Origin of the sequence: Ralstonia sp. Ralssp110 (assembly GCF_047325135.1) — a bacterium.
GTDB lineage: Bacteria > Pseudomonadota > Gammaproteobacteria > Burkholderiales > Burkholderiaceae > Ralstonia > Ralstonia mojiangensis.
Genome location: NZ_CP168609.1, coordinates 622,370 through 648,979, shown reverse-complemented (window position 1 = coordinate 648,979; position 26,610 = coordinate 622,370). Strand labels below are relative to the sequence as shown.

Annotated in this window: 24 protein-coding genes; 12 read left to right on the top strand and 12 right to left on the bottom strand. The window is 63.5% G+C overall.

Features of this window, described 5'->3' with window-relative positions; genetic code table 11:
• Nucleotides 1-91 precede the first annotated feature (91 nt).
• The 9 genes from ACEN9T_RS03485 to ACEN9T_RS03445 all read right to left on the bottom strand — a co-directional run bounded on the left by ACEN9T_RS03485 (nucleotide 92) and on the right by ACEN9T_RS03445 (nucleotide 10,235).
• Nucleotides 92-1,375 (bottom strand): RNA polymerase sigma factor, encoded by a 1,284-nt coding sequence (locus ACEN9T_RS03485; RefSeq protein WP_413706439.1) that lies wholly within the window; start codon nucleotides 1,373-1,375, stop codon nucleotides 92-94.
• 11 nt (nucleotides 1,376-1,386) lie between these two features.
• The gene (locus ACEN9T_RS03480) at nucleotides 1,387-1,818 is read right to left on the bottom strand and encodes a YciI family protein (RefSeq protein ID WP_092971220.1); all 432 of its coding nucleotides are present in this window, start codon (nucleotides 1,816-1,818) and stop codon (nucleotides 1,387-1,389) included.
• A gap of 155 nt (nucleotides 1,819-1,973) precedes the next feature.
• Nucleotides 1,974-2,837 carry a hypothetical protein gene (locus ACEN9T_RS03475; protein WP_413706438.1) on the bottom strand — a complete coding sequence of 288 codons (864 nt, stop codon included), beginning with the start codon at nucleotides 2,835-2,837 and terminating at the stop codon, nucleotides 1,974-1,976.
• Between the two features lie 176 nt (nucleotides 2,838-3,013).
• Nucleotides 3,014-3,667, bottom strand: a complete 654-nt coding sequence (locus ACEN9T_RS03470; RefSeq protein WP_092971221.1) for a GntR family transcriptional regulator — start codon at nucleotides 3,665-3,667, stop codon at nucleotides 3,014-3,016.
• A gap of 229 nt (nucleotides 3,668-3,896) precedes the next feature.
• Nucleotides 3,897-5,105: a porin gene (locus tag ACEN9T_RS03465; RefSeq protein ID WP_413706437.1), complete on the bottom strand. Its 1,209-nt coding sequence runs from the start codon at nucleotides 5,103-5,105 to the stop codon at nucleotides 3,897-3,899.
• A gap of 58 nt (nucleotides 5,106-5,163) precedes the next feature.
• Nucleotides 5,164-6,516 (bottom strand): TRAP transporter large permease, encoded by a 1,353-nt coding sequence (locus tag ACEN9T_RS03460; protein ID WP_045203352.1) that lies wholly within the window; start codon nucleotides 6,514-6,516, stop codon nucleotides 5,164-5,166.
• A 6-nt stretch (nucleotides 6,517-6,522) separates the two neighbouring features.
• Nucleotides 6,523-7,011, bottom strand: coding sequence for a TRAP transporter small permease (locus ACEN9T_RS03455; protein ID WP_092971223.1), 489 nt, complete (start codon nucleotides 7,009-7,011; stop codon nucleotides 6,523-6,525).
• Between the two features lie 135 nt (nucleotides 7,012-7,146).
• A complete protein-coding gene (locus tag ACEN9T_RS03450; RefSeq protein WP_092971224.1) occupies nucleotides 7,147-8,139 on the bottom strand; it encodes a TRAP transporter substrate-binding protein in 993 nt (330 codons plus the stop codon).
• Between the two features lie 80 nt (nucleotides 8,140-8,219).
• On the bottom strand, nucleotides 8,220-10,235 hold the full coding sequence (locus tag ACEN9T_RS03445) for a glycoside hydrolase family 28 protein (RefSeq protein ID WP_092971225.1): 2,016 nt from the start codon (nucleotides 10,233-10,235) through the stop codon (nucleotides 8,220-8,222).
• A 675-nt stretch (nucleotides 10,236-10,910) separates the two neighbouring features.
• Here ACEN9T_RS03445 and ACEN9T_RS03440 point away from each other — a divergent pair.
• From ACEN9T_RS03440 to ACEN9T_RS03405, 8 genes are all read left to right on the top strand, one after another.
• A complete protein-coding gene (locus ACEN9T_RS03440) occupies nucleotides 10,911-13,214 on the top strand; it encodes a LamG-like jellyroll fold domain-containing protein (RefSeq protein WP_413706436.1) in 2,304 nt (767 codons plus the stop codon).
• 217 nt (nucleotides 13,215-13,431) lie between these two features.
• A complete protein-coding gene (locus ACEN9T_RS03435; protein WP_254775632.1) occupies nucleotides 13,432-14,406 on the top strand; it encodes a MerR family transcriptional regulator in 975 nt (324 codons plus the stop codon).
• Between the two features lie 99 nt (nucleotides 14,407-14,505).
• Nucleotides 14,506-15,234, top strand: coding sequence for a GTP cyclohydrolase I (gene folE, locus ACEN9T_RS03430; protein WP_092971227.1), 729 nt, complete (start codon nucleotides 14,506-14,508; stop codon nucleotides 15,232-15,234).
• 28 nt (nucleotides 15,235-15,262) lie between these two features.
• Nucleotides 15,263-16,558, top strand: coding sequence for an NAD(P)/FAD-dependent oxidoreductase (locus ACEN9T_RS03425; protein ID WP_413706435.1), 1,296 nt, complete (start codon nucleotides 15,263-15,265; stop codon nucleotides 16,556-16,558).
• Nucleotides 16,555-17,322 (top strand): DUF1365 domain-containing protein, encoded by a 768-nt coding sequence (locus ACEN9T_RS03420; RefSeq protein ID WP_413706434.1) that lies wholly within the window; start codon nucleotides 16,555-16,557, stop codon nucleotides 17,320-17,322. The genes ACEN9T_RS03425 and ACEN9T_RS03420 overlap by 4 nt, the downstream gene beginning before the upstream one ends.
• Complete coding sequence (locus tag ACEN9T_RS03415; protein ID WP_413706433.1) at nucleotides 17,319-18,518, top strand: class I SAM-dependent methyltransferase; 1,200 nt, start codon at nucleotides 17,319-17,321, stop codon at nucleotides 18,516-18,518. Before ACEN9T_RS03420 ends, ACEN9T_RS03415 begins: the two co-directional genes overlap by 4 nt.
• 2 nt (nucleotides 18,519-18,520) lie before the next feature.
• A complete protein-coding gene (locus ACEN9T_RS03410; RefSeq protein ID WP_413706593.1) occupies nucleotides 18,521-19,297 on the top strand; it encodes a DUF1295 domain-containing protein in 777 nt (258 codons plus the stop codon).
• Between the two features lie 32 nt (nucleotides 19,298-19,329).
• Entirely contained in the window at nucleotides 19,330-20,430 is a 1,101-nt protein-coding gene (locus ACEN9T_RS03405) for an SAM-dependent methyltransferase (protein ID WP_413706432.1), read from the top strand.
• Between the two features lie 15 nt (nucleotides 20,431-20,445).
• Here ACEN9T_RS03405 and ACEN9T_RS03400 read toward each other — a convergent pair whose 3' ends face one another.
• Nucleotides 20,446-20,976 (bottom strand): DUF2878 domain-containing protein, encoded by a 531-nt coding sequence (locus ACEN9T_RS03400; RefSeq protein WP_092971365.1) that lies wholly within the window; start codon nucleotides 20,974-20,976, stop codon nucleotides 20,446-20,448.
• Between ACEN9T_RS03400 and ACEN9T_RS03395 the strand changes: the two genes are divergently transcribed.
• Nucleotides 20,965-21,597 carry a lipocalin family protein gene (locus ACEN9T_RS03395; RefSeq protein WP_175537099.1) on the top strand — a complete coding sequence of 211 codons (633 nt, stop codon included), beginning with the start codon at nucleotides 20,965-20,967 and terminating at the stop codon, nucleotides 21,595-21,597. The genes ACEN9T_RS03400 and ACEN9T_RS03395 overlap by 12 nt on opposite strands.
• An 11-nt stretch (nucleotides 21,598-21,608) precedes the next feature.
• Here ACEN9T_RS03395 and ACEN9T_RS03390 read toward each other — a convergent pair whose 3' ends face one another.
• Nucleotides 21,609-22,088, bottom strand: coding sequence for a chalcone isomerase family protein (locus ACEN9T_RS03390; RefSeq protein WP_092971233.1), 480 nt, complete (start codon nucleotides 22,086-22,088; stop codon nucleotides 21,609-21,611).
• A gap of 347 nt (nucleotides 22,089-22,435) precedes the next feature.
• Between ACEN9T_RS03390 and ACEN9T_RS03385 the strand changes: the two genes are divergently transcribed.
• The 3 genes from ACEN9T_RS03385 to ACEN9T_RS03375 all read left to right on the top strand — a co-directional run bounded on the left by ACEN9T_RS03385 (nucleotide 22,436) and on the right by ACEN9T_RS03375 (nucleotide 25,697).
• Nucleotides 22,436-23,095: a lipocalin family protein gene (locus tag ACEN9T_RS03385; protein ID WP_413706431.1), complete on the top strand. Its 660-nt coding sequence runs from the start codon at nucleotides 22,436-22,438 to the stop codon at nucleotides 23,093-23,095.
• A 77-nt stretch (nucleotides 23,096-23,172) separates the two neighbouring features.
• Nucleotides 23,173-24,714: a cryptochrome/photolyase family protein gene (locus ACEN9T_RS03380; protein ID WP_413706430.1), complete on the top strand. Its 1,542-nt coding sequence runs from the start codon at nucleotides 23,173-23,175 to the stop codon at nucleotides 24,712-24,714.
• Nucleotides 24,715-24,764: 50 nt separating this feature from the next.
• On the top strand, nucleotides 24,765-25,697 hold the full coding sequence (locus ACEN9T_RS03375; protein WP_413706429.1) for a TIGR01777 family oxidoreductase: 933 nt from the start codon (nucleotides 24,765-24,767) through the stop codon (nucleotides 25,695-25,697).
• Between the two features lie 75 nt (nucleotides 25,698-25,772).
• Here ACEN9T_RS03375 and ACEN9T_RS03370 read toward each other — a convergent pair whose 3' ends face one another.
• Entirely contained in the window at nucleotides 25,773-26,432 is a 660-nt protein-coding gene (locus tag ACEN9T_RS03370) for a carbonic anhydrase (RefSeq protein WP_413706428.1), read from the bottom strand.
• Between the last annotated feature and the right edge of the window lie 178 nt (nucleotides 26,433-26,610).

Genomic DNA, 26,610 nt, shown 5'->3' with positions numbered 1-26,610 from the left:
CAGGATGGACGACCGTGGCGCAATCAAGGTTCCGCCGCTGTCGCGTTATCGACAAGCCAATCTGAGTAGCAAGCGGCGTGCCGCGCGGGGACTACTCCGGTGCGGCGCAGTTGGCTGCGCGTTCCAGCAATAGCGCGCGTTCTTGCCGATTGTGTGCAAGCGCTGCTGCGCGTTCGTACTCCGCGCGGGCCTCCTCCGGGCGGTTGAGGCGCGCGAGAAAATCGGCGCGCACGCTGGGCAACAGGTGATAGCTACGCAGCGCGGGTTCGGCCAGCAGCGTATCGACAATCTCAAGCCCTGCCTGCGGGCCATACGCCATGGCCACCGCCACGGCGCGGTTCAGTTCGACGATGGGCGACGGCGTGAGTTGCGCCAGTGCGTCGTACAGCGCGGCAATGCGCGTCCAGTCGGTTTGTTCGGCGGTGCGTGCGCTTGCATGGCATGCCGCAATGGCCGCCTGCAGCCCATAAGAGCCAAGCCCGCGCCCGCACGCTTCAGCTTGTGCCAGCGCCGCAAAGCCGCGCTGGATAAGCAGGTAGTCCCAACGGCTGCGGTCCTGCTCCATGAGCAGGATGGGCCGGCCGCCGGGGCCCACGCGTGCACGCAGGCGCGAGGCCTGCAACTCCATCAGCGCGAGCAGGCCAAGCACTTCCGGCTCGCCCGGCATGAGCCCTGCCAGGATGCGGCCCAGGCGCTGCGCTTCTTCACATAGCGTGGGGCGCGTCCAGTCGTCACCGGTGGTGGCGGCATAGCCTTCGTTGAAGACGAGATAGATCACCTGCAGCACGGCTGAAAGCCGCTCGGGCAACGCATCCGGCTCGGGAAGTTCAAACGGCACACGCGCGGCGGCGAGCGTCTTTTTCGCACGCACGATGCGCTGCGCCACCGTCGGTTCGGGCACCAGAAAGGCGCGGGCGATTTCGTCCGTGGTCAGCCCGCCAAGCAGTCGCAGCGTTAGCGCCACGCGACCTTCGTGCGGCAGCACTGGATGGCAGGAAATGAAGACCAGGCGCAGCAGATCGTCGCCGATGGCCTCTTCGCGCGCGGCTTCGGCATCGGCCTGGGCCAGCTCGTGTTCGATCTCCAGCTCGATGGCCAGCAGCGCATGTTTTTGCTCCGCCAGCGTGTGATGGCGCAGCCGGTCAATGGCCCGGTGTTTGGCGGTGGCCGTGAGCCACGCGGCCGGGTTGTCGGGGATACCCGATGCGGGCCATTGCTCCAGCGCCGCGACCAGCGCATCCTGCGCCAGCTCTTCGGCCAGTCCCACGTCGCGCAGCAGGCGGGCAAGCCCGGCAATGATCCTGGCCGATTCGATGCGCCACACCGCATCGATGGTGCGGTGGATGGCGAGCGCATCGGGCGTCGAACCGGCCATGACGGTGCCGTTTATTGCTGCTTGGCCGCCAGTTCTGCGCGCAGGCGTTCTTCACGTTCGCGGGCTTCGGGTGTGAACTCCGCACCAAAATCTTCCGCTTCAAACACGCGCCGGATTTCCAGGCGCACGTTGCCGCCGGCATCCAGTGCCGGCCAGCGCTTGACCCACTCCAGTGCTTCTTCTTCCGACTTGACCTGCAGCATGGTGTAGCCGGCGATCAGCTCCTTGGCTTCGGCAAACGGGCCGTCGATCACTGTTGGCTTGCCGCCCTTGAATTCCACGCGTGCGCCGCGCGAGCTGGGGTGCAGCCCTTCGCCGCCCAGCAGCACGCCCGCCTTGGCCAAGTCTTCCATGTACTTACCCATGGCGGTGAGCAGTTCTTCGCTCGGCATGACGGAGGCTTCGGTGTCTTTGTCGGCCAGTCGCAGAATCATGAATCGCATGGTGTTTCTCCTTGGGTGCGTTGGGTTGGAGGCGACGCATGATGTGCGCGCCTCTACTTGCACGTCGAATGAAGAGTGGGCGCAATCGACAGACCCGGCAACCAAAAGTGTAACAACATGTAACGGAGTGACGCCTGAAGATACCTTTCAGCCAATCAACGGCATTTGACCTCGTAATCGACAACGTGCGGCGGGTCGTCCTCCCCGGCGGTGGTGACGGTCAGCTTGCCGGCGGGGCCGGTGTAGCTGAAGTCGCAGTAGGCGAGGCCCGTGCCTGCACAGTTCTCAGTTTCTACAAGGCCACGCTTGACGAGGGCGCTCTGGCGGGGCTCTCCGTTGGGGCCGCCTCGTACAGGCTTCCAGCCCTTGGCGGCGAGTGCCTTGCGGGCCTTGTCGATTGCCATGCCGTAGATGGTCGGTACTTTGGCGCGGCCATGGCAGACGGCATCTTCGTCGGCAATTTTGCTCAGGCGCACCGTGCCATCAGCGTCGACACGCAAGTCACCGACCGGCGACACAACCATGTCGCCGTCCCACACGCGCACGGCGCCGCCTTCGAGCGCGGTGAGGGTGCCGATGGCGGTGTCTTCTGCGGATTTACCGTAGGCCAGCGCGACGAGCTTGTCGTTGTCGAACACGGCCACGTTGCCTTGCGTGATGCTGCAGGTCGCGCTGGTACCAGCCTCCAGACGGCCCGCAAAACTGATGGCGCGATACGTGCCGGAAGATGCCGAGCCAAGCGGCACATCGGCCATGACCGCCCAGCCTTGTGCCGCCACTTGCTTAGCGGCGGCCGACGCCGGCTTCATGACGGCCTGTGGGCAGTCAGCTCGGTCGCTCGTGCTGCCATTGGCCTTGGGCAGCACGTTCAGCGCCTTGATGCGGATGTCCTTCACATCGGAGGCCACGCGCAGGGCGTTCGTTTGCGCCAACGCTGGCAACGTAAGTGCGAGGCTTAGCACCAAGACGGCACCATGCACGGTGCTCGGCAAAGGTTTCACAGAGGTGGAATTTGGCATGGAGTGGCGTTGCACGGGAGAGAGCAAGTCGGCCCGACATGATCCACTGCGCATGTGAATGGAGGATTAACACCGGGATCAGAGGCGAACAAACGACGCATGCCGAAGTTGTTGCTTCAACACGGCTGAGATCAAGAGACCGCCCCGAGCGGAAGCCGTCCCTCGCCCGAACCTGCTTAGACGGTGAAGTATTCGGGGCGCAGTCGGCGCGTAATTTCCAGCACTGGCAGCACGTGATCCAGGTGCTCACGCATGGCGCGCACGGCGCGTTTCGGATTGTTGGACGCGAGGGCGTCGATCACCGCGCGGTGCTCGGCCAGGACCTCGGTCATGCGGCCTTCCAGCGGGAGGGTCAGCAGCCGGTAGCGGTCGATCTGCGTTTTGACTTCCAGGATGATCTGCCAGACGCCGGGGTAGCCCGACAGCTCGGCCAGCGTGGCGTGAAAGGCTTCGTCGGTGCGGAAGAAGCCGCGCCGGTTGCTCTCGCGCACGCATTGCGCCTGCCGCTCCAGCACGACGTTCAGCTTCTGGATGCCTTCGGGCGTCATGCGCTCGGCTGCCTTCTCGATGATGGCGACTTCCAGCGCGCCGCGCACGAGCATGGCTTCTTCCAGCGTGTTGAGCGGAATGCGCGACACGAACGTCCCGACGCGGGCCTGGACGTCGATCAGTCCTTCCTCTGCCAACCGCTGAACGGCCTCGTGAACGGGGGTGCGGCTGGTACCGAATTCTTCTGCGAGATCCTTCTCGACGATGCGCGTTCCGGGTAGCAGTTCCATCTCGACAATCCGCTCACGCAGTTTCAGATACACGCGTCGGGCGGCGGTCATGGTGGCCTCGTCCTCAGCGGGCGAGGGGAAAGGGCGCGAAGTCATACAGCTCGCAACGAGTTCGGGGGGAAGTGGAAGGGATCGCAACGGCGCAGCCTGAGGTGTCGATGCGGTCAGAGACCAAGGGCAGCGCGGGCACCATGATAGCGGCAAACTCCGCGCACTTGAACTGAGGTGAACCCCGGGGCACAGCGCCTAAACGGCACGCCGTGTCCGGTGATCAACCCGGTCAGAACCGGTGAATCATGCCGACGGCCACGGTCAGCTGCGACCCGGTTGCCGACGGCGCGCCGTTCTGGCCATCGCCGATGGACGCCGTGGCATCGATGATGCTGCCCGTGGGCGAGATCGTCTTACCCTTTGCTTTCTGATACGCCTCCAGAACGTACAGGCCCGTGCGTTTCGAGAGGCTGTAGTACTGCGACAGGTTGAACTGGTGATACGTAGCCGCGTCCGCAATGCCGTTGGCCTTGGTGGCGCGCGTGTACGAATAGCCGGCTGCCAGGTCGAGCGTCGGGGTGGCCTTGTAGTGCAGCACGGCGCCGCCGGTATTGAAGATCGCCTCGCTGGCGAACTTGGAGTTCACGCCCGGGATGTACTGCACGTTGGAGTACGACACCGATACGTCCCATGCGGGCGAGAAGGTGTACGAACCCAGCACGGCAAAGCGCTGTTGCGCCGCCGCCAGCTGGTAGCCGGCATTGATGGCGGACACGGCCGGCTGGCTGCCGTTGTTGGACAGCGCCGAGTTCGCGCCCCAGGCACCGCCGCCCACCGTCGAGTTGTTCACGCGCATGAAGCCGGCGCCCACGCCGACCGGCCCATTGGCATAGCGCGCGGCAAAGCTCCAGGTGGAACCGTTGCCCACGCTGCCCGGCGTTTCGCCCATGCCGTAGGAGCCGCTGAAGGTCACGCCGCCCAGCGTGGGCGAGGTATAGACCACGGAGTTGTTGACGCGGTAGTTGGTGTCGAGCGAGTCGATATCGCCCGGGTGTGCACCGTAGAAGCCGGTCAGCCAGTTGATCGGGCTGTATGGGGCCAGGATCGAGAAGTACGCCGTGTACTGACGGCCCAGCGTGACGGTGCCCAGGTCGCGGTTGGCCAGGCCCACGAAGGCCTGGCGATTGAACATCAACCCCGAGACCGATTGCGAGCCCGTGTCGCCGTTAAAGCCTTCTTCGAGCACGAACTGCGCGCTGTTGCCGCCGCCCAGGTCTTCGTTGCCCTTGAAGCCAAAGCGGCTGCCCGACCAGATGCCGCTGTTTTGCTTGACGACCGAATGGCCGTTCGACGTGGATCCAACCGAGGTCTGGTTACTCTGATACCCGACCGACACGTCGATGTTGCCGTACAGCGTGACGCTGCTCTGTGCATACGCCGATCCGGCGATGCCCCCCGTGAGCGCGATCGCTGCCGCGATTGCTACTTGGCTCTTCATGATGACTCCTTCCTTGATGTCGCAGCCGTGGCTGCATGTTGGTTATTCGCTTGGGGGCTCAATACACCGGGTGCCCGTTGATCACGCTCGGCAGCCAGGTCGAGAAGAACGGCATGTAAGTCACCACGTTGATGGCAGTGAAGATGGCGAGGTAATAAGGCCAGGCGATCTTGGTGGTCTCGCCGATGGAGACCTCGCCGATGGCGCAGCCGACAAACTGCACCGAACCGATGGGCGGATGCACCAGACCCAGCGAGCAGTTGAGCAGCAGCATGATCCCGAACTGCACCGGGCCGACGCCGCAATGCATGGCCATGGGCAGGAACAACGGCGTGGTGATCAGGATGTGCGCCGCCATGTCGACGAACGTGCCCAGGAACACCTGCAGGATGTTGATGTAGAGCAGCATCAGCCACGGTGCGGCGCTGGTCTGCGTGAGCATCTGCTCGATGGCGTCCGGAATCTCCAGGTAGGCCATCTGGAAGCGCAGCATGTTCGACACGGCAATCAGCAGCAGCACCACGCCGGTGGTCTTGGCGGCGTGGGCCAGCGCGCGGCGAAACTTGGTCCACGTCATGGAGCGATAGACGAGCACCGTCAGGCACAGCGAATAGGCGACTGCGATGGCGGCGGCTTCGGTGGCGGTGGCAATGCCCATGGCCACGCACACCAGAATCAGTGCGATCACCATCAGGCCCGGTACTGCGCCCACAAAGGCACGTGCGACGGCAAACCAGCCAGGGAAGGGCGGCAGCTCGGTTGAGCCATCGGCGCGGCGCGGGAAACCGTAGCGCTTGGCTTGCCAGTAGGCGGCGATCAGCACGAAGCCCATGACCCACAGCACCGGCAGCAGCCCCGAGAACAGCAGGTCGCCAATCGACACACCGCTCACCTGCTGGCCGTTGAGCGAGCCCACGATGCCTTGCGCCGCAAAGGCGTAGATGATCATGTTGGTGGAAGTCGGCATGAGCGCGCCGGCCAGGGAGGCATGCGTGGTCACGTTCACTGCGTAGGCCGCGCTGTAGCCTTCGCGCTTCATCAGCGGAATCACCACACCGCCCATGGCTGACGTGTCGGCAGTGGGCGAGCCCGAGACACCGCCGAACAGCGTGCAGGCGACCACGTTGGCCATGCCCAGGCCACCGCGAAAGTGCCCCACCAGTGTTTGCGCGAAGCGCAGGATGCGGTCTGCAATGCCGCCGTGCAGCATCAACTCGCCGGACAGGATGAAGAACGGTACGGCCAGGAACGAGAACGCGTTCATGCCCGAGATCATCGACTGCATGGCGGTGGCCGCCGGCAGGCCTTCGTGCAGATACGTCAGCACGCATGACAGGCCGAGCGCGAACGAAACCGGTACGCCCAGCAGAAGAAACGCCAGAAAACTGACGGAGAGAATGGCGAGATCCATAGTGACTTAACTTGCGTCTTGCGCGAACAGCCCGATCAGGCGTTCGAGAGCGAACAGGGCGATGGCGACACTGGCCACGATAGGAATCCAGTAGCGGACGGCTTCAGGCAGGCCGAGGATGGGAATGCGGTCACCGAACGTGGTTTCGGCCATGTCGAAGCAGCCGATGAAGATCACCACGGCAAAGGCGATCAGGCACAGCTTCTGCAGCACGTGTGCGGCGCGCTTGCCGCCCGTGGGCAGGCGTTCAACAAAGGAATCCAGGCCGATATGGCCGCCTTCGCGCACCTTCAGCGCAGCCCCGAACATGGCAATGGCCACCACCATGAGTAGCGCGATGGGTTCCACAAAATCCGGCGCGTTGTTGAAGACGTAGCGCATGATCACGCCGTAGAAGACAAGCACGGTCAGCGTGGCCAGGCATGACGCCGCCACAAGCGTGAGCACGAGCGCAAACGCATCGTTGATGCGTTTGAGTAAAGACATCGATTGCATGCTGAACCTGGAGGGGAACGCGGTATCGGAGGTGGGCAGGCGGGGCCGGTGTATCAACGGCGTACATCGGTAGCCTGCCCGGCGCACGGGCCTGCGGGAAAGGCGCCGGCCCAGCGCTTGAGCGGTGATGCAGGCTTACTTGGTGGCCACGATCGCGTTGACGATGTCCTTCATCTGCGGCGTCGTTTCGTACTTCGTCCAGAGCGGTTGCATGGCCTTGACGAAGGCGGCGCGATCAACCTGTGAGGCCGGCACGATGGTGGCGTTGCCTTTGGTCACGGTTGCCGTGGCGGCTTGCTCACGCGCGGTCCAGAGCTTGACGTAGTACGGCACGGAGTCGGCAGCAGCCTTGCGGATGGCGGCTTGCTCCTGCGGCGTGAGCGTGTCCCAGATCTTCTTGGAGAACACCAGTACTTCCGGCGTCATCGCATGCTGCGTTTCGGAGTAGATCTGCGCGACTTCAAAGTGCTTGGTTTCTTCATACGACGGGATGTTGTTTTCCGCCGCATCCACCAGGCCCGTCTTCAGGCCGGTGTAGACCTCGCTGAAAGGCATCGGCGTGGGCGTGCCGCCCATGGCCTTGATCTCGTCGACCATCAGGTCCGACGGCTGCACGCGGATCTTCACGCCCTTCATATCGGCCGGCGTGTGGATGGCCTTCTTGGCGTAGATCGACCGCGCGCCGCTCTCGTAGAACGTCAGGGCGACGAAGCCCTTGGCGGCAAACGAATCGAGAATCTTCTGGCCGACCGGACCGTACATCACCTTGCGGAAGTGGTCGATGTCGCGGAACAGGAAGGGCAGCGAGGGGATGACCGATTCCGGAACGATCTCGTTGAAGGCTGCGCCATTGGCACGCACCATGTCGATGGCACCGATGCGCACCTGGTCGATGGTGTCTTTCTCCGAGCCCAGCGCGCTGTTACCGAACACCTTGACGGAGTCCTTGCCGTCGGTGGCCTTCTTGATTTCTTCCCCCATGAACTTGACGGCCATGTTGGTGGGGTAGGTGTCGCCGTGGACATCGGCAACACGGAAAGTGCGCGCTTGCGCAGCGCCGCTTGCGAAGGCGGCCAGCAATGCGGCGAACAGCAGGGACGATCGAGCGATGGCGGTAGGGCGGTTCATGATGGATGTGTGGGCAGCGGGGTCGGAATAAAAAGGGCGCCGGCCAGCCGAACCAGCCGAGCGCGAAGGAGGCGGGTTGCTCAGCGGGCGTCGGTTACGGTGGTGTTGAAAGTCTGTCCTCCGATCACCACGTTCTGCAGCGTGATGTCGTGCACGTTGTAGGCGTAGATCGGCCCCGGCGTGGTGGCGTTTGCCGGGCCTGCCGCCGTGGGCGTGCCGAAGTTGCAGTTCGAGATCGTCACGCCAGTGATGGGCGGAACGGTGGGCACAGGCAGCGCGCCGTTGTAGTCGAACGCCACGGGGCCCTGCGCAACGATGGCCTGGAAGCACGAGCCCGTCAGGCTGCCAATGGTGACGTTGCCGGCGGTTACGTTGGAGATGTTCACGTTCTGCACGAGGGCCGGCCGCGTGCGGATGGCATCGGCTGCAGGCTGGTAGTCGCAGTCGAACGTGATGAGGCCGCCTTGCGAAGCGGACGGGTTTGCCGCGACCGCCGTCACCACGCCCAGCGGCACCGTGCTGTTGATCGGGCTGCCCGCCAGCATCTTGCTGCCGTAGCCCGCACCCGTGAGGTTCACCCCGTTGGGCAGGCTGACGTTGGTGACATAGAAATTCTTCACGAACCCGCCACGGTTCATGTTCGTCTTGATGCGGATGGCGATGTTCAGCGAGTTCGTTGCCCAGAATTGATTGAGCATCGCCAGGTTGCGCGCATAGATGTTCTGCACGCCGCCACCCATCTCGCTGCCCAGCGTGATGCCGCCGTGGCCGCTGTTCATCGTGCAGTTCTGGATGACGTGGTCTTGCGCCGGGCCGTAGCCGGTGTCGAGGTTCTTGCCCGATTTGATGGCGATGCAGTCGTCGCCCGTGTTGAACGTGACGTTTTCGCACAGCACATTGCTGCAGGCATCGGGATCGAAGCCGTCGTTGTTGGGGCCGATGCTGTCGACGGTTACGCCACGGATGACCACGTTCGTGCAGTGCACCGGATGGTGCTGCCAGAACGGCGTGTTGACCGTACGGTAGTTCTCCATCAGCACGTTGGTGCAGCCGATGAACTCCACCATGCTGGGGCGCAGGTAGTGACCGAGCCCGAAGATGCGCTTCTCCACCGGCACGCCGGCTTCGGACAGCGCTGGCAGGTAATTCTGGTCTTGCTGCCAGGGTGTCGCCGGATTGGTGAGCAGCGTGTACAGCGCGCTCGGAATGCCCGGTACCACGGTCTGCAGGTCGACGTTGTTCGGGTTGCTGTAAGCCTGCGACGGCGTGCTCGAGCTGGCGCAGCCATAGGCGCCGTTGCTGCCCTTGAAGGTCCACCAGCACGTGCTGGTGTTGCCCGTGCCGGCAAACGGTGTCATGGCCTGCCCGTTGAGGACCGAAGTCGCCCCTTCGCCCGTCAGCGCGATGTTGCTGGCGTTGCGTGCGTAGATGGGCGAGCCGAAATTCAGGCAATCGTCGGCCTGCCAGCGGCTGTAGTAGAGCTTGCCGTTGGTGCCGCAATCGATGGGGCCATCCTTGGCGTAGTCCGCCGGATTGGCGCTGAAGTAGATCGTGCAGTTGGCGCTCAGGTGAAAGTTGACGTTGCTCTGGAGCACGATCGGCCCGGCGCAATACCACGTGCCCGACGGCACCACCACGCGCCCGCCACCTGCCGCGTTGCATGCCGCAATGGCTGCCAGGAAAGCGGGGCGCGAGTCGAATGCGCCAGGCGCCTGCGTTGCTCCGGCGCCTGAGCTGATCGGCGATTTGGTCGGATCGGTGTAGGGGCTGATTTGTGCGACAACGCTGCATGGCTGTGCGCCATACGCCTCGACCTGGAAATCAACTGCCGGGAATGCACTCTGCGCCACGCCCTTCAGCGACGAAATGATGCTGGTGGCCAGGCCGTTCGTGCCCCAGATCGGGTCTGCCTGCACGGGTGCCGTGGGCGTGGTGGCGACCGGTGCTGGGGCGTCGTCGGAACCGCCGCCACAGGCGCTCACCAGCGCTCCGCCGACGACGGCACCCCCATAACTCAGAAAGGCACGTCGCGACGGATTGCGCGGGGCGTGGGCATCAGATGCCTGCCGCCGCCGGTTACGGAAGGGCGCTGTCATTGGGTCTCCTCGTCTGTTTTTTGTCTGACGTGTCGACCCGGCAGGAGGCTGCCGAATCCGGGCACGTCTTTTGATATATCAGAATTTATTGATTGATATATTAGAGATCAAGGGCGGGTTTTCCCGATCCCCTCCAGCGGGGGTACGCAGGCCGGCGGCAGCTATGTACCCGGCTCGGCGCGGTGTCGCATTGGGCTCGATGGCCCCCCGCAGGCATGCCTGGGGCGACCACGGATCGTCCATCTGTCACCCGCTGCGGGTGCAGCTGTGAGCCGGCGCCGCGCATGGCAGCGCGGTATTGGGCCTTCCCACACAGTATCAAACAGGTGCTCTGTTTCTGGATATCGAACTGCGATTCGATCCAACCGCGATTGAATATGCATGGCTTAAAGAAATGCCCCTGTCACACAGCATTCCTACCATGCGGATGCCAATCGATGTGACCGATTCATTTCATGAATCGCTGGCAATAAAAACAGCATCGAACGCATTCGCTATTTGAGCGTTTTTGAGAATGTTCCGTCTCGGGATGCTCAGTGCGGTTGATCTGTGTCGATGAGAATTGCGGCTTTTCAAGCATCACTTTCATTTCCCTTCGAGCGTTGGACCAACCCTGCGAGTTGCGACGGCAATCGCTTTGCCTTCTGGGTAGCCTAAAACGTAACGGAGAGAACCATGTCAATGAAAAGTCGGGTGGGTCAACAGCAGTTGACGCTGGATGATTTGGCCGCTGTTCCTGAGTTGAAGCGCAGGCAATTGCTGCGCATGATGCTGGCTTCGACGGCGGTCGGCCTGTCGGGTGTGCTGAGCGGGTGCGGTGGCGGGGATTCGTCGGATACCTCAGCGGGTTCCACGCCGCCGGGCGCGGGCGCGTCGCCAGGGGCAGGGGATCCGGGCACCGGTACGATTACGCCAAAGCTGGTGTCGTCATTTACGCTGGCAGCCTTGCCGGATACGCAATTTTATCCGCGCTATGCATCCGCAAAAATGGGCGAGTTGTATCAAAAGAATTACCCGACCATCAATCCGCAATTCGATAATCCATTCAAGGCGCAGACGCAATGGATTGCCCAAAATGCAAAGGCGCTGAAACTGGCATTTACCACACACCTTGGCGATATTGTCGACCAGTCCTGGTATTACACCTCTGAAGGTTCGGCGCCGTGGAGCACGAGTACCGATCTGCTCAGCAACAGCCAACTCAGCAACGGCACGGTGACTAAAGAGTGGGAATTGGCCAGCCAGGCAATGCAGGTGCTGGAAAAGGCCAACTGCAACTATTCGATTTGCGCGGGCAACCACGATGTCGGCGCTATCGGCTCGTCGATGCAATGGGGGCCTGACTGGGGCGTTGGCGTCTCCGGCTTCGATAACACCGACGGATACCAGGACGGCGGCAGCCACCGGCAAGGCTTGGTGGAGCCTTTCCTGAAGGTGTTCCCGACCGCGCGCGCCCAACAGCAGTCCACCTTCGGCGGGCGCCACGGGTCCGGCTTTCACGAGTACCACGTGTTCAAAGCGGAAGGGAATCAGTTCCTGGTGCTGTCGATGTCGTGGCGCGCTTCGGACGATGCGATTGCGTGGGCGAATTCGGTCATTGCAAAGAACCCCGGCATTCCGGTCATCCTGATTTGCCACCAGCTTGCGGGCATTGGCCCTGACGCTGTTACGGCGGCCGATACGGCGTATTCGAATTACCTGTGGGACAAGCTGATCAAGAACAACGACCAGATTTTCATGGCCGTGTCGGGTCACTATCACGGCTCATGCAAGATGACGAAGAAGAACGCCGCTGGCAACGACGTCATCTTCATGGTCGTCGATTATCAGATGGCGTATATGGGCGGCAATGGCCTGATGCGCTTGTACGAATTCGATCTGACGAACAACAAGATCATCGCCAGTTCATTCTCGCCATGGGTGCCGGTCAAGCCCGAAGCGAGCCTGAATCAGTTCGATACGGCATGGCTGACGGCGGATAACCAGAACTTCTCGATCGACATCGATTTTGCCAAGCGCTTTGCTGGTTTCAATCCCACCTTCAAGGCGGCGGCAGGCTCCGTGTCGAGCAGCCTGACCGACGTCGCCAAGGGTCTGATCCTCGCGAACTATCACAACCCGCCGCAGGATGCGGGCAAGCCGGCGTCCGGGCCGAACGACTACCCGGTGGTGCCAAACACGCTGGCGCACTGGCGCTTCTACAACACGGCCGCTGCCGAAGGCGAGGCGCTGTCTCCGTATCAGCCGGGCTTCCAGATTAAGGACGCATCCGTGCCGGGCGATGCCACGGCGGGCGCGAACCCCATCTCGCTCAACACGTGGATGGGCGGCCAGCCAGGCGATCTGGTCTGGTCGAAAGATCATCATCCGCTGTCTTCCGCGCCGGGCAGCCTGCAGTTCAAGAACGCCAGCCAGACGAGGTCTTCGTATTTCACAACCGACTCCACTTCGCCGCTGAACGTACAAACGTTTGCCAACGGCTACACCATCGAGGCGTTCGTCAAAATCGATTCGGCCTGGACCGCGCAGAACAATGCCTGGATGGGCATTCTTTACCGGCTTGGCGCACGCAGCGCAGCCACGGGCGTGTCGTGGCCAGGCGATGTCGACCAGGGCGACACGATGGCGATGTTTGCGTTTTCCAACCTGATGGAGTTCCAGTGGGAGGTCATCCCGACCGACAACACCGAGAACCTGGCGTGCTGGTCGGGCGGTGTCTCGGCGGGGCAGTGGCTGCACGTTGCCATCGTCAATGACGGGAAGGGCAGCACGACGATGTATGTGGAAGGCGCTCCCATCCTGCGCAACAACAGCGGGATGGACGGCATCCGCTACGTGGCGAGCACGCAGCAGATGGCGATCGGATGTGCGCAGTACGGCGGCAGCATGGGCAATGGGTTCTTCGGCAGCCTTGGAGAGATGCGGATTGTCGGCGCCCCGCTGCAACCGAACCAGTGGCTGACGGCACGCGCTTCGTAATAGCAGCCGTGAGGACGGCTCCCGCCGCAACGGTTCGGCGGGAGCGCAGTTTTGGTGTGCCGATGTGGTGGCCTAGCAACTTGGCGGCGTTTCTAGGAATAGCGACTCAATTCCGACTCATGGAGGTGCGGAGAGCGCGTTTTGCGCTTCATTTCATTGACGATGTTGGCGGCACAGCGTTTCATGTCAGCAAAGCAGCTCTTATATGGAGACGCACGTGCCACACGAAGACAACGCAGCCCCGATGTACCGAAGCGGAACGGCCGCCCGCATGGCGAAGATGCCTGTATCCACGCTCCGTGTTTGGGAGCAGCGTTATGGCGTGATTTCGCCCACCAAGTCGGAGTCCGGCCAGCGGTTGTATTCGAGCGAGGACGTCAAGCGCCTCGCGTTGCTGCGCTCGCTTGTCAACCAGGGGCATGCGATTGGCGCCATTGCGCATGCCGACAGCACAGAACTCCAGCAGTTGCTGGAAACCTCTCAGGCTTCCGAAACGCCGGCGCCAGTGCCATCCACCGAGGCAATTTCGCTTGCGGTCTGTGGTGCGTTGCTGGCGGAGCGCGTCCGGCGCAGAAAGACCACGCTTGCATCGCTGGGGATCGAGCCTGTCATCGCGCTGCCTGCACTCGACGGTGAGACCCCCCTTGAGCAGCTTCCGCACGCAGACGCACTGATCGTGGAGGCCGCATCCCTGCATCCGGAGACGGCGGAAGCCCTATTGGCGGCAACGCGCCGGTCCGGTGCCAGCGCCGTGGGCGTGATTTACAGCTTTGGCACGGTTCGCGCCACCGACATGCTGCGCGCGGCCGGCGTGCGGCTGTATCGGGAGCCCAACGCGCAAGGTGAACTCGACCAGGTCCTGCAAGAACTCGCCCAGCTCGTGCGCGTCGACGCGGTCTACGGAAAGCTCGAACCGTTGCGGCGCAATGCGCGTCGGTTTTCGGATCGCCAGCTGGAAATCTTCGCCAACGCATCGCAGACGATTGCCTGCGAGTGCCCACGGCATCTTGTCGGGCTGATCCGCCAGCTCGACGCGTTCGAGCGTTTCAGCGACGGCTGCGCGGTGCGGTCGGCGCTCGATGAACAACTGCACCGCCATCTTGGGGACGTCGCCAACCGCGCGCGGTTGATGCTCGAAGACGCGATGGAATTCGCCATTCGGGCCGAGACGCTGAATCCACCTGCGAGTTAGCTGCGTATAGGTAGCGAACGCGCCCATCCATCTCGCTGTCAGCTCGCCTAAGGCGGCATGGGCGGTGGGAGCACCGCCGACTTTTCGGAGGCAACTTCAATGAAACTGACTTTGGATCCGCCCGGGTTTGCCGGGGCGGCTGGCAGCGTGCCGCTTTCTGTCCGGATTCGGGAGCGGTTGATGAGCGCCGGCCACCGCTTTCACGCCAATGACAACATCGCCGCCTACCTGCGCGACGGCGAACTCGATCTGCTCCAGGCCGAGGTGGAGGAGCGCCTGCAGGCCGTGCTGCGCGCGCTGGTCATCGATGTCGAGCAAGACCACAACAGCCGGGAAACTGCGCGCCGCGTGGCCAAGATGTTCGTGCGCGAGGTGTTTGCCGGGCGCTATGTCCAAGCGCCCGAAGTGACGGCGTTTCCGAATGCGGAGCGGCTCAACGAACTCATGGTGGTGGGGCCGCTGCGTGTGCGCAGCGCCTGCTCGCACCACCTGTGTCCCGTCATGGGCCGTGTGTGGGTGGGTGTCATGCCGCGCCAGGACTCCCAATTGATTGGGCTATCCAAGTACGCCCGGCTGATCGACTGGGTCATGAGCCGTCCGCAGATCCAGGAAGAAGCCATCAAGCAGATCGCCGATCTGCTGGAAGACCGCATGGCGCCCGACGGGCTGGCCGTCGTGCTGGAAGCGGAGCACTACTGCATGCACTGGCGCGGCACGAAAGACGACGGGTCGCGCATGGTGAGCAGCGTGATGCGCGGCGCGTTCCTGACCGATCCGAGCTTGCGGCGCGAATTTCTTGCGCTGCTGCCCGGCCGCCACGGCGGATGAGTGTCCAGTCACCCAAAGAGACATCGCCTTGAACATTCTTCAGTTTCCTGCAAAGCGCATCGCCGTGGTCGGCTCGGGCATCTCGGGGCTGGCGGCCGCGCATTTCCTTGCGAAGCGGCACGACGTGACGCTGTTCGAGGCTGCGCCACGGCTTGGCGGACATACCAATACGGTCGACATCGAGGAGGGCGGTCAGGTCTTCGGCGTCGACACCGGCTTTCTCGTATTCAACGCGCGCACGTATCCGAACCTGATCGCGCTGTTCGACGAGCTTGACGTCGCACATTGCGAGAGCGACATGTCGTTCAGCGTATCGGTGGACGGCGGCGCGCTGGAATGGGCCGGCACCAGCCTGAGCACCGTCTTTGCGCAGCCGCGCAACCTGGTGTCGGCACGGTTCCTGTCGATGTTGGGCGACATCCTGCGCTTCAACCGGCAAGCGCACGCCAACCTGGCGGTAGCGCGCGATGAGCGCCACAGCCTGGGCGCGCTGCTCGCCGCCGGCCGCTATGGCGAGCCGTTCTGTGCGCACTATCTGTTGCCAATGGCGGCGGCAATCTGGTCCACGCCCAGCCGGGACATTCTGGCGTTCCCCGCGGAAACCTTCCTGCGGTTTTGTCTGAACCACGGCTTGCTGCAGGTCTTCAACCGGCCGCGTTGGCGCACCGTCAAAGGCGGGGCACGCAGCTATGTCCACGCGATTGCGCGCGGGCTGGCAGACGTACGCGTCGGCACGCCCGTGCGAGGCATCCGCCGCGCAGCAGACCATGTCGACGTGCGGACCGATTCAGGCAGCGAGCGCTTTGACGCCGTGGTGCTCGCCACGCACGCGCCCCAGACGCTGCGTCTGCTCGACGATGCCACGGACGACGAGCGCGCCGTGCTGGGCGCATTCCGCTATCAGCCAAACACGGCCTTCCTGCACCGCGATACGCGTCTGCTGCCGCGTCGGCGGCGCGTGTGGTCGGCGTGGAATTATCTCGATGCCCCGCGGGCGGGCACAACGGGCGCGGCGCCGTGCGTCAGCTATCTGCTGAACCAGTTGCAACCGTTGCCGGTGTCGACGCCGGTGGTCGTGACCTTGAATCCGTCCGATCCGCCCGCGCCCGAGCTGGAGTATCAGCGCTTCGAATATGAGCATCCGGTATTCGATCAACCCGCCATCGACGCGCAGGCTCGTTTGCCGGCGCTGCAAGGCCGCGGCCACACCTGGTTTGCGGGCGCCTGGACGGGATACGGGTTCCACGAAGACGGGTTGAAATCCGCCCTGCGTGTGGTGGCGGATTTTGGTTGCGCTCCCGCCTGGGCACAGGTGGCGCCATGAATGGCGACGCGCAGCTTCTCGTCGGCCAGGTCATGCACCGCCGCCTGCGGCCGGTGGCTCATCGCTTTGTCTACCCGGTGTTTGCCGTGCGCGTGAAGCTCTCGGCGCTGGGGCGCCTGACGGGCGCGTGGTTTGGCGTGGACTGCTTGCGGCCGCTGTCGTTGCGCATGCGTGACTATGGCCCGCGAGACGGCACGGACCTGCTCACCTGGATACATGGCGTGCTGGGCAGCGCGGGTTTGCCTGCCGATGGCGAGGTCTGGTTGCAGACTTTTCCGCGCATTGCCGGCTGGATGTTCAACCCCGTCTCGTTCTGGTATTGCCACGATGCGGGCGGCACGCTGCGCGCGGTATTGGCCGAGGTGAACAACACCTTCGGGCAGCACCATAGCTACCTGCTGTGCGCGCAGGACGGCGGGGCCATCGGCGCACAGACCGTGCTGACGTGCCGCAAGCAGTTGCATGTCTCGCCCTTCTGCAGGGTCGAGGGCGGTTATCGGTTCCGCTTTACCGAGACGGCGGCAACGGCGCTGGTGCGCATCGACTATCACGACCAAGACGGCCTGTTGCTGCATACCGCCATCGGCGGACGACTGCAGCCGTTTGATGCCGTTCACTTGCGCCGCGCGCTGCTGCGGCAGCCGTTGCTTGCGATGCAGGTCATCGGCCGCATCCATTGGCAAGCCCTGCGCTTGTGGCTCAAGGGCGTGCCGTTCTTTGGCCGTCATGCCCACAACAGAACTTCTCCGGAGAATTCCCGATGACAGCCTTGCGCTCCCTGGCCTGGGTGCCGCCTCATGTTCCCGCGGCCGGCCGGCTGTTCGTGGCGCTGGCCGGGCGGCTGCGACACGGCCGCCTTCACCTTGTCACGCCCGATGGCGATATGCAGATCGGCGATGCCGCGTCGCCGCTGGTGGCCGATCTGCGCATCACCGACTGGCGCGCCTGCGGGCGCATCCTGCGCAGCGGCGATGTGGGTTTTGCCGAGGCATATCGCGACGGATGGATCGACACGGGCAACCTGCCAAACCTGCTGCGACTGGCCATCGTCAATGCTGCCACGCTGGACCAGGCGATCTTCGGACATGCGCTGGCGCGTTCGGTCCTTCGTTTGCGCCACCTGCTGCACCGGAACAGCCGCCGCGGCAGCCGCCGAAACATCCACTTGCATTACGACCTCGGTAACGATTTCTATCGGCTGTGGTTGGACGAAGGCATGGCGTATTCGTCTGCCTGGTTCAACGGCAACCTGCGGCAAGGTCTGGCAGACGCGCAGGCCGCCAAGTACCGGCGCGTGTGCGATCTGCTCAGGGTGGGGCCCGGCATGGATGTGCTGGAGATCGGTTGCGGGTGGGGCGGCCTGATGGAGATGGCTTGCGCTCGGGGTGCGCATGTGCACGGCATCACGCTCTCGGAAGAACAGCGCCGCTACGCGGCCGACCGCTTGGCTGGCGAAGCCCGGGCCCGCGTTGAACTGCGCGACTACCGGGATCTGGACGGGGCATACGACGCCATCGCTTCCATCGAGATGTTCGAGGCGGTGGGCGAGGCTTACTGGTCGACCTACTTTCAGATGCTAGTGCGATGCCTGCGCCATGGGGGGCGCGCCCTGGTGCAGAGCATCACCATCGACGAGGCGCATTTCGAGCGCTACCGCGCCGGCACCGATTTCATCCAGCAGTTCATCTTCCCGGGCGGCATGCTGCCCAGCCGCGAGCGCTTTATCAAACTCGCTGAGCAGCACGGCTTGCGTGTGCTCGAGCGCCTTGACTTCGGGCGCGATTACGCAGAGACACTGCGCCGCTGGAGCCAGCGTTTCGAAGCCCGGCTCGATGCTGTGCGCGCACTCGGATTCGACGAGCCGTTCATCCGCATCTGGCGCCTGTACTTCGCCTATTGCGAGGCCGGCTTTGACGAGGGCCGGATCGGTGTGTCGCAGTTTCTACTGGAGCGGGGGTGACCATGCCCGCGGTTGGCGTCGCACTCATTGTGCTGGTGTTTCTGGTGGCGGTGTTCAGCGCCGTATGGGCGTGGCAGTTGCGCAGTGGGAACGCCGGCATGGTCGACCCGGTCTGGGCGTTATCGCTGGGCATGGTGGCATTGCTTTACGCGTGGTTGGGTGCGGGGTCGTTGCTCGCGCGTGTGTTGGTCGGCGTAGGAGGCGCAGTGTGGGGCGCGCGCCTTGGCGGGCACTTGTGGCGGCGCAATGCCGGCAAGCCCGAAGACGCGCGCTATCGCAAGTTGCGCGAGGAGTGGGGCGCCTCTGCAGCGCGAAACATGTTTGGCTTCTTCCAGTTGCAGGCCGCTGTATCGATGTTTCTGTCGATCGCGTTTGCCGTGCCGAGCTATCGGGCGGATTCACCGAGTGCCCTTGCCATGGCGGCCGCTGTGGCCCTGTGGCTGATGGCGGTGACGGGCGAGGCTCTGGCCGACAGGCAACTGCGCAGTTTTGCGGCGAACCCCCTCAACCGGGGCAAGACCTGTCGGGTGGGGCTGTGGCGTTATTCGCGGCACCCGAACTATTTCTTTGAATGCGTGCACTGGCTGGCCTACGTGCCGCTGGCGATAGGCTCGCCGTGGGCATGGCTCACGCTGCTGCCGCCGGTGGCCATGGCGTGGCTGCTCGTGAAGGTCTCGGGCGTTCCCATGCTCGAAGCCCATATGCATGCCACGCGCGACGACTATGCCGAATACACCCGCACAACGAGCGTGCTGATCCCCTGGCCGCCGCGCCACTGATGTACAGACATACAGATCCAAGGAGCCCCGACATGACTGCGCTGTCCACGCCGACCCTACTGCCGCAGGCCGCGGCCGATGCCAGTGATGGCTGGCTCATCCAATGCTGCGAGCGCGGATGGCTACCGGATGCGCTGGTGCGTGCCGGCATGCGTGCCCTCATGCGCCAGCGGCTGCAAGACGAAGGCCTTGATGACGGCGAGCTGCGTTCACGGCGCTTCAATGCGTTGCTCGATGAGTTGCACGCCAGTCCCATTGCGATTGAGACCGACGCAGCCAATACGCAGCACTATGAATTGCCGCCCGCATTCTTCGAGGCCCATCTCGGGCCGCAGTTGAAGTATTCCTGCGCGCTATACCCAAGCGGCAATGAAACGCTGGCCGAGGCAGAAGAAGCCATGTTTGCCTGCTATGCCGAACGCGCCGGCCTGGCCGACGGCCAGTGCATTCTGGACCTGGGCTGCGGCTGGGGATCGCTGTCGCTATGGATGGCCAAGCGCTATCCAAACGCACGCATTGTGGCGTTGTCGAATTCGCGCGGTCAGCGTAGCTGGATCGAGGCCCGGGCGGCCGAGCGCGGGCTGACGAACCTCAGCGTGCACACGGGAAACATCGTCGATTTCGAATTTGCAGAGATGCCCGAGGGCGGCCGCTTTGACCGCGTGGTATCGATCGAAATGTTCGAACACATGAAAAACTACGGCCTGTTGCTGAGCAAGATCGCGCGCTGGATGCGCCCGGATGCGGTGCTGTTCGTGCACATCTTTGCGCATCGCACGCTGGCGTATCACTTTCAGGTGCAGGACGGCACCGACTGGATGTCGAAGTACTTCTTCACCGGCGGCACCATGCCATCAGAGGCGTTGCTGCTGGAGTTCCAAGACGACCTGCGTGTGGCGCGTCACTGGTGGGTCGGCGGCATGCACTACGCGCGCACGGCGGACCATTGGCTGGCCAACCTTGACGCTGCCCGTGGAAGGTTGATGCCGGTGTTCGTGCAGACGTATGGCGAGCGCCAGGCCGCCGTGTGGTTTCAGCGGTGGCGCATGTTCTATCTGGCGGTGTCGAGCTTGTTCGGCTATGCCGGCGGCAACGAGTGGGGCGTGGCGCATTACCGGTTCGTCAAGCGCTAGGAAGGGCGGCAGCAGTCAGCGCGGGATGCCTGTTCCGTCGCTGCGCTCGCCCATCCATACCAATAGCGGCATCCATATCGCCCAACCGACGGCCAGCACGCCCAGCGTGGCGGCCATACCGGGAATGTGCGCCGCCCCAAGCGCTGCCCCCGCGCGAAACGACAGCGGGCCGGCAATGGCCCCCAGCACCATCGCCAGCCACCACCTGCCGCGCAGCCAACGAAAGAGGACATTCACTTGGATCGCGAACAGTACCCACAGCGCCAGCAGCCAGGGCGGTACGAACCCGGCCAACGCGGCCCCGTGCGGATAGACGATGAGCCCGGTGCGTATCAGCAGGGTTTCCCACGGCGCGGCGAGCACCACGACCCACACCACCAGCCGCCATTCCTGGTACGGCTGGCGGGCCTGCCGCAGGTGAAGCGCGAGCAATACGGCGACAAAAACGATGCCGACCCACGCGGCATCGCGCGCGGCACTGAGCACGCAGACAAACCAGCCGGCTTGTCCGGCTACCGTATAGAGGAGAGCACGATGAGAACGCATCGAAAAGGCCACCGTTGGCTCACCCTGTCAGGTTGGGCACGTCGTTTGGCGGTGGTCACGCTGGCCATCGCCAGCGCTGCCTGCTCCAGCCCACCCCCGAATCCCAACCCGCGGGCTGCCGTGCCGCTGAAGACCGTACCGGTTGATCTGCCGCGCTACATGGGGCGCTGGTATGTCATCGCCAACATTCCGTACTTTGGTGAGCGCGGCAATGTCGGCAGCTATGCCGAATGGTCCCTGCGGCCCGATGGCCGTATTGACGATGCCTACGTTTACCGGCCAGGCAGTTTCGAAGCGCCGTTCAAACGCATGCAGTTCGTCGATTCGGTGGTGGACGGCAGCGGTGGCGGCGAGTGGCGCGTGCGGTTGTTCTGGCCCATCTACGTCTCGCAGCTGACGCTGTATGTCGACCCGGAATACCGGGTGACCCTGCTCGGCTATCCAGACAAGAGCCTCGGCTGGGTATTCTCGCGCGACCCCAACATGAGCGATGCCGACTATCGCGCAGCATTGAGCCGTTTCGACGAGATGGGTTATGACATTTCGCGTTTCCGGCGGGTGCCGCAAGTGCCGAGCCAGATCGGGCAACCGGGCTTCCAGTCGCCGGGAGATGCCAACTAGCCGTACGCGCATCAACGTGACTTGCCCAGGAGATGACGACGCAGGGACGGGGCGCGCGTGCCGGGTGCCAGCCAGATATCGAAGAAGGCACGCGCGAAGGCGGGATCGTCCACCTCGGTCGTCAGTTGTCCATTGGCGTAGAAGCGCGCGCCGCGCCCGGGCAGATACACGCCGCACAAGGTGTCGCCCGGCTTGACGTCAGGGAAAGCGGGGGTCATTGCGCGCTGCCATTGCGCGAGGGTGCCGTCGGATGGGACGGGCGCCTGCAGCCTGCGGATTTCGTCGATGGCGGTTTCGATGAGGCGGCTGCGTTCGATCGCACGCCGATACGTCACCTCCAAGGCAAAGGGCGCGTCATAGCTGGGTGGGAGTTCTGCGCTCCATAGCTGCGCATCGTAGAGGCAGAACCCGAAAAGGCACAGCGCACCCTTGCCGGAGAGTTGCGGGGCGGGCACCGTGTCGCGGCAGTCCGCCCACGCTCCAACGCTCATAAGCGTGCAAAGCGTGAGGATCAGGGCTCGGACGGCGTGAATGCGTTGAGCAGGCATATCGCGAGTGCGTGCGTACGTGTAGGTCAAGCGGTGAAGTGTCCGCTTCCAAAGTCTACTGACGGAGCGCGTGACGCGGAAACGCTGGCACAAAGTTTTCTTGATGCAAAACCTGCTCACGATTGACACCGCTGAGCAACACTTGGGTTGAGGCGGCGGAAGCGGATATGCCAACTCAAACCATGTTCATTGGCGGAAATGAGCCGCTTATTCTGCTGCATTCCGTTGACGCGCTGCGTTGTGCAGCGTTTCATGTCGCAAGGAGCGGCATTCACTCTAAGGGGACTTGGATGGCAGATGTGTTCACAACTGCATTTCAATTCGCGAAGCGCGTAAGGCTGCACGGTGAAGGCGTGTTCAAGCGGAGCGGCGTTGTTCTGCGGGCCGCTGCATTGCGCGCGGTGCGTGCGCGCCTGCACTGGCTGGCACCGTTGCTCGCAGGGGCATTCCTGGCGGGCTGTGCGCCGACGAGCCCGCCCGAAGGCATCACGGCCGTCACGCCGTTTGATCTTCAACGCTATCAGGGGCGCTGGTACGAGCAGGCCAGGCTCGATCATTCGTTCGAGCGAGGCTTGACCGATGTCTCGGCCACGTACCAGCCGCAACCCGATGGCAGCGTTCGCGTGGTCAATCGTGGCTTTGATCCTGCCAAGGGCGAATGGCGCGAGGCCGTGGGCAAAGCGCTGTTCGTGGGCGAGCACGATACCGGTTCGCTGAAGGTGTCATTCTTCGGCCCGTTCTACGGCGGCTATCACGTGGCGGCGCTTGATCCAGCTTATCGCTGGGCCCTGGTTGTCGGGCCTGACCGCAGCTACTGCTGGGTGCTGACACGAGACAAGCATCTCGACCCCGCACAGCGTGAGGCGATCTTCGCGCGTGCGCGTGCGCTCGGCATTGATACGTCCGCGCTGATCTCCGTGCCCCATGAGCGGCAGGACCCGTCTCAGTAGCAGCGAGGGCGCATGCACCACACCAAGGGCGAGTACGAGGCGCAAGACCGTGGCGCCATGTTCCCGAGAACAGTGACATGAACCAGCGTGCGAAGACGCTCCGGCTGGTGCTGGGCGATCAGCTCAATCCGCGGCATTCGTGGTTTGCGCAGGTGGACGATGACGTGGTTTACGTGCTGATGGAGGTGCGGCAGGAAACCGACTACGTGCTGCATCACGCGCAAAAGATTCTCGCCATCTTTGCAGCCATGCGCGACTTTGCACGCTGTCTGCGAGCAGGTGGCCACCGCGTGCGCTATGTGGCGATCGACGATGAAAGCAACCGCCAGTCCCTGACCGAGAATCTCGCCGCGCTGGCCAGACACTACGGCGCCGAGCGGGTGGAGTGGCAATCCCCCGACGAGTGGCGCGTGGATGCACAGTTGCGCGAATGGGCGCAAGCGCAGTCGCTATCCACGTGCGAAGTCGACACCGAACACTTCCTCACGGGCCGACATGATCTGGCCGCCATGTTTGTAGGGCGTAAACAGTGGCTGATGGAGCGGTTCTATCGGGAGATGCGCCGCCGCTTCAACGTGCTGCTCGACGACACAGGTGGGCCGGAGAGCGGGCAATGGAATTTCGATCATGACAACCGCAAGCCGTGGCGCGGCACGCCCCCCGAACCTGCCGACGCGCGCCCCGTGCATGACCACCAAGCGTTGTGGCGCACCGTGGAACGCAGCGGCGTGAAATCGTTCGGCGACCCGCAGGCCAGTGAGTTTCGGTGGCCTGTGAACCGCACGGAAGCGCTGGTTTGCCTTGACGCATTTATCGAACAGACGCTGCCGCACTTTGGCGATTTTGAAGACGCCATGAGCAGCAGCCACCAGCGGCTATTCCACTCGCTGCTGTCTTTTTCACTCAACGTGAAGATGCTGAATCCGCGCGAGGTGATCGACCGGGCAGAGGCAGCGTATCGGCATGGCAAGGCCCCGTTGGCTGCAGTGGAGGGGGTCATCCGTCAGATTCTGGGCTGGAGGGAATATGTACGCGGCATCTATTGGGCGCAGATGCCCGGATACGCGTCGTGCAACGTGCTGAACCATGATGCGCCGCTGCCATCATGGTTCTGGAGTGGAAAGACCCAGATGCGCTGCCTGCAATTGGCGATTGGCCAGTCGCTGCAAACCGCCCACGCCCATCACATTCAACGTCTCATGGTGATCGGCAACTTTGCCCTGCTGGCAGGACTCTCACCTGGCGAGGTGCACCGCTGGTATCTCGGTGTGTATATCGATGCGTTCGAATGGGTGGAGCTGCCGAATACGGTCGGCATGAGCCAGTGGGCAGACGGCGGGCGTATTGCCACCAAGCCGTATGTCAGCAGTGCTGCTTACCTGTCGCGCATGAGCGATTACTGCAAGGGCTGCCACTACGACAGCAAGCAGCGTGTCGGAGAGCGCGCTTGCCCTTACAACGCGTTGTACTGGGATTTTTTCGCGCGCCACATCGAGGTGTTCGGCCGCAACCCGCGCTTAGCGATGGTGTATCGGCAGCTCGCCAAGATGGACACCGACGAGCGCGATGCCTTACGCACGCGGGCGGCCGAGCTGCGCGCGCGGCTGGAGGCGTTATGACGGATGCGACGGCGCGCAGCGCTCAGCCACAATCAGGAGCTCAACCTGGCTTGCGCATCTTGTTGACAGGCGGCACCGGATTGATCGGGCGTGCGCTTTGCCACCAGTGGCACGCGCAGGGGCACGATCTGGTGGTCTGGAGCCGCACGCCTGAGCGCGTATCTCGGCTGTGCGCCGGTGCGCACGGTGTCGCAACGCTGCGAGAGCTGGATGCTGCGGCGCCCTTTGATGCGGTGATCAATCTGGCGGGCGCGCCGATTGCCGATCGCCCATGGACGGCTCAGCGGCGAAAGGTTCTATGGCGCAGCCGGGTCGACCTGACGCGGGAACTCGTGGATTGGCTTGGCCATTGTGAGCAGCGCCCTCGCGTGCTTGTTTCCGGATCCGCCGCCGGCTGGTATGGCGATCGAGGGCAGGAGCCGCTGGATGAAGACAGCCGCCCTGGCGAGCGCGACTTTGGCAGTCAACTCTGCGTCGCGTGGGAAGACGAAGCCCGCCGCGCAGAAAGGTTAGGCATGCGCGTCGTGTTACTGCGCACGGCGCCCGTGCTGGCGAGTGATGGCGGCATGTTGCCCAGGCTGCGTCTGCCGTTCAGCATGGGACTTGGCGGACGTCTCGGCAGTGGCCGGCAATGGATGCCGTGGATCCATCTGGACGATGCGGTGGGCCTGATCGATTTCCTCTTGCACCGCGCGGATTGCCAGGGTGCCTTCAATGCATGTGCGCCGCATCTCGTCAGAAATGCGGACTTTGCCCGCACGCTGGCTGCTACGCTGCGCCGATCAATGTTCTTGTCTGTTCCCGCGTGGACATTGCGGATGGCGCTGGGCGAAATGTCAGTGTTGCTGCTGGGCAGCCAACACCTGCAGCCCAGGCGAGCCATGGAGGCCGGCTATCCGTTTCGCTTTCCGCATCTTGAAGCGGCATTGGGTTGCCTGTTGGGGCGCGAGAGACATCCCGCTACCCGACGCCCCGCAGAATGACTCCAGCGGCGGGCATCGCGCCCGCAGCGCATAGCCGGGTAGCGACCGGTGCCCGAAGGCTCCCGGCCATTTTCGTCAGACCTGCCGCAGGTTGCGCGACGTGACCGCTACCGTGGTGGGGGATTCAGCCAGCGCCACAAAGCGGCGCGTTGCGCCATCCAGCGCATCGATGCTGCCCGTTTCGATGTCATACACCCAGCCGTGCAGATTCATGCGGCCCTGCTCCAGCGCCAGTGCTACCGACGGGTGCGTGCGCAGGTTAGCCAGCTGTGCGATCACGTTTTCGCGAACCAGGCCGTCCAGCTTGGCGCGAGGCGAGTCGAACGTATGCGCGGCGTTGATGACCTTGGCGGAGTCGGAGTGGCGCAGCCAGTTGGCCACGGCGGGCAGATGGTCAAGGCAGGTGCAACGGGAGATCGCGCCCATTGCGCCGCAGTCGGAGTGGCCGCAGATCACGATGTCCTGCACGCCCAGCACAGCCACCGCATATTCAACCGTTGCAGACACGCCGCCCGGTTCAGGACCGTACGACGGCACGATGTTGCCCGCGTTGCGGATGACAAACAGTTCACCGGGTTCACGTTGTGTGAGCAGCTCCGGAACGACGCGGCTGTCCGAGCAGGTCACGAACAGGGCCTTGGGGTTCTGTGATGTCGCAAGTTGTTTGAAAAGCTCTACCCGTTGCGGATAGATGTCGCGCTGAAAGCGCAGGAAACCGTCAATGATGTCGCGCATGGCGTTCTCCACGTTCAATGGTCGGATGCCGGGGCGGTCGTAGGGGGCGCGCGTCCCGGCACGTTCGCCATTTTCGTCGATATCGCACGGAATAAGAATGTCTCCGTACGGATCACAGGGCCATGGCGCGGATACGTCCGTGGGGCAAGCGAAGTCGACCGCCGCGCAGGGCACATCG

Coding starts and splice junctions, on each gene's coding strand:
- ACEN9T_RS03485 (WP_413706439.1), bottom strand. CDS start 1,375: ATGGCCGGTTCGACGCCCGATGCGCTCGCCATCCACCGCACCATCGAT.
- ACEN9T_RS03480 (WP_092971220.1), bottom strand. CDS start 1,818: ATGCGATTCATGATTCTGCGACTGGCCGACAAAGACACCGAAGCCTCC.
- ACEN9T_RS03475 (WP_413706438.1), bottom strand. CDS start 2,837: ATGCCAAATTCCACCTCTGTGAAACCTTTGCCGAGCACCGTGCATGGT.
- ACEN9T_RS03470 (WP_092971221.1), bottom strand. CDS start 3,667: ATGACCGCCGCCCGACGCGTGTATCTGAAACTGCGTGAGCGGATTGTC.
- ACEN9T_RS03465 (WP_413706437.1), bottom strand. CDS start 5,105: ATGAAGAGCCAAGTAGCAATCGCGGCAGCGATCGCGCTCACGGGGGGC.
- ACEN9T_RS03460 (WP_045203352.1), bottom strand. CDS start 6,516: ATGGATCTCGCCATTCTCTCCGTCAGTTTTCTGGCGTTTCTTCTGCTG.
- ACEN9T_RS03455 (WP_092971223.1), bottom strand. CDS start 7,011: ATGCAATCGATGTCTTTACTCAAACGCATCAACGATGCGTTTGCGCTC.
- ACEN9T_RS03450 (WP_092971224.1), bottom strand. CDS start 8,139: ATGAACCGCCCTACCGCCATCGCTCGATCGTCCCTGCTGTTCGCCGCA.
- ACEN9T_RS03445 (WP_092971225.1), bottom strand. CDS start 10,235: ATGACAGCGCCCTTCCGTAACCGGCGGCGGCAGGCATCTGATGCCCAC.
- ACEN9T_RS03440 (WP_413706436.1), top strand. CDS start 10,911: ATGTCAATGAAAAGTCGGGTGGGTCAACAGCAGTTGACGCTGGATGAT.
- folE (WP_092971227.1), top strand. CDS start 14,506: ATGAAACTGACTTTGGATCCGCCCGGGTTTGCCGGGGCGGCTGGCAGC.
- ACEN9T_RS03420 (WP_413706434.1), top strand. CDS start 16,555: ATGAATGGCGACGCGCAGCTTCTCGTCGGCCAGGTCATGCACCGCCGC.
- ACEN9T_RS03415 (WP_413706433.1), top strand. CDS start 17,319: ATGACAGCCTTGCGCTCCCTGGCCTGGGTGCCGCCTCATGTTCCCGCG.
- ACEN9T_RS03410 (WP_413706593.1), top strand. CDS start 18,521: ATGCCCGCGGTTGGCGTCGCACTCATTGTGCTGGTGTTTCTGGTGGCG.
- ACEN9T_RS03405 (WP_413706432.1), top strand. CDS start 19,330: ATGACTGCGCTGTCCACGCCGACCCTACTGCCGCAGGCCGCGGCCGAT.
- ACEN9T_RS03395 (WP_175537099.1), top strand. CDS start 20,965: ATGAGAACGCATCGAAAAGGCCACCGTTGGCTCACCCTGTCAGGTTGG.
- ACEN9T_RS03400 (WP_092971365.1), bottom strand. CDS start 20,976: ATGCGTTCTCATCGTGCTCTCCTCTATACGGTAGCCGGACAAGCCGGC.
- ACEN9T_RS03390 (WP_092971233.1), bottom strand. CDS start 22,088: ATGAGCGTTGGAGCGTGGGCGGACTGCCGCGACACGGTGCCCGCCCCG.
- ACEN9T_RS03385 (WP_413706431.1), top strand. CDS start 22,436: ATGGCAGATGTGTTCACAACTGCATTTCAATTCGCGAAGCGCGTAAGG.
- ACEN9T_RS03380 (WP_413706430.1), top strand. CDS start 23,173: ATGAACCAGCGTGCGAAGACGCTCCGGCTGGTGCTGGGCGATCAGCTC.
- ACEN9T_RS03370 (WP_413706428.1), bottom strand. CDS start 26,432: ATGCGCGACATCATTGACGGTTTCCTGCGCTTTCAGCGCGACATCTAT.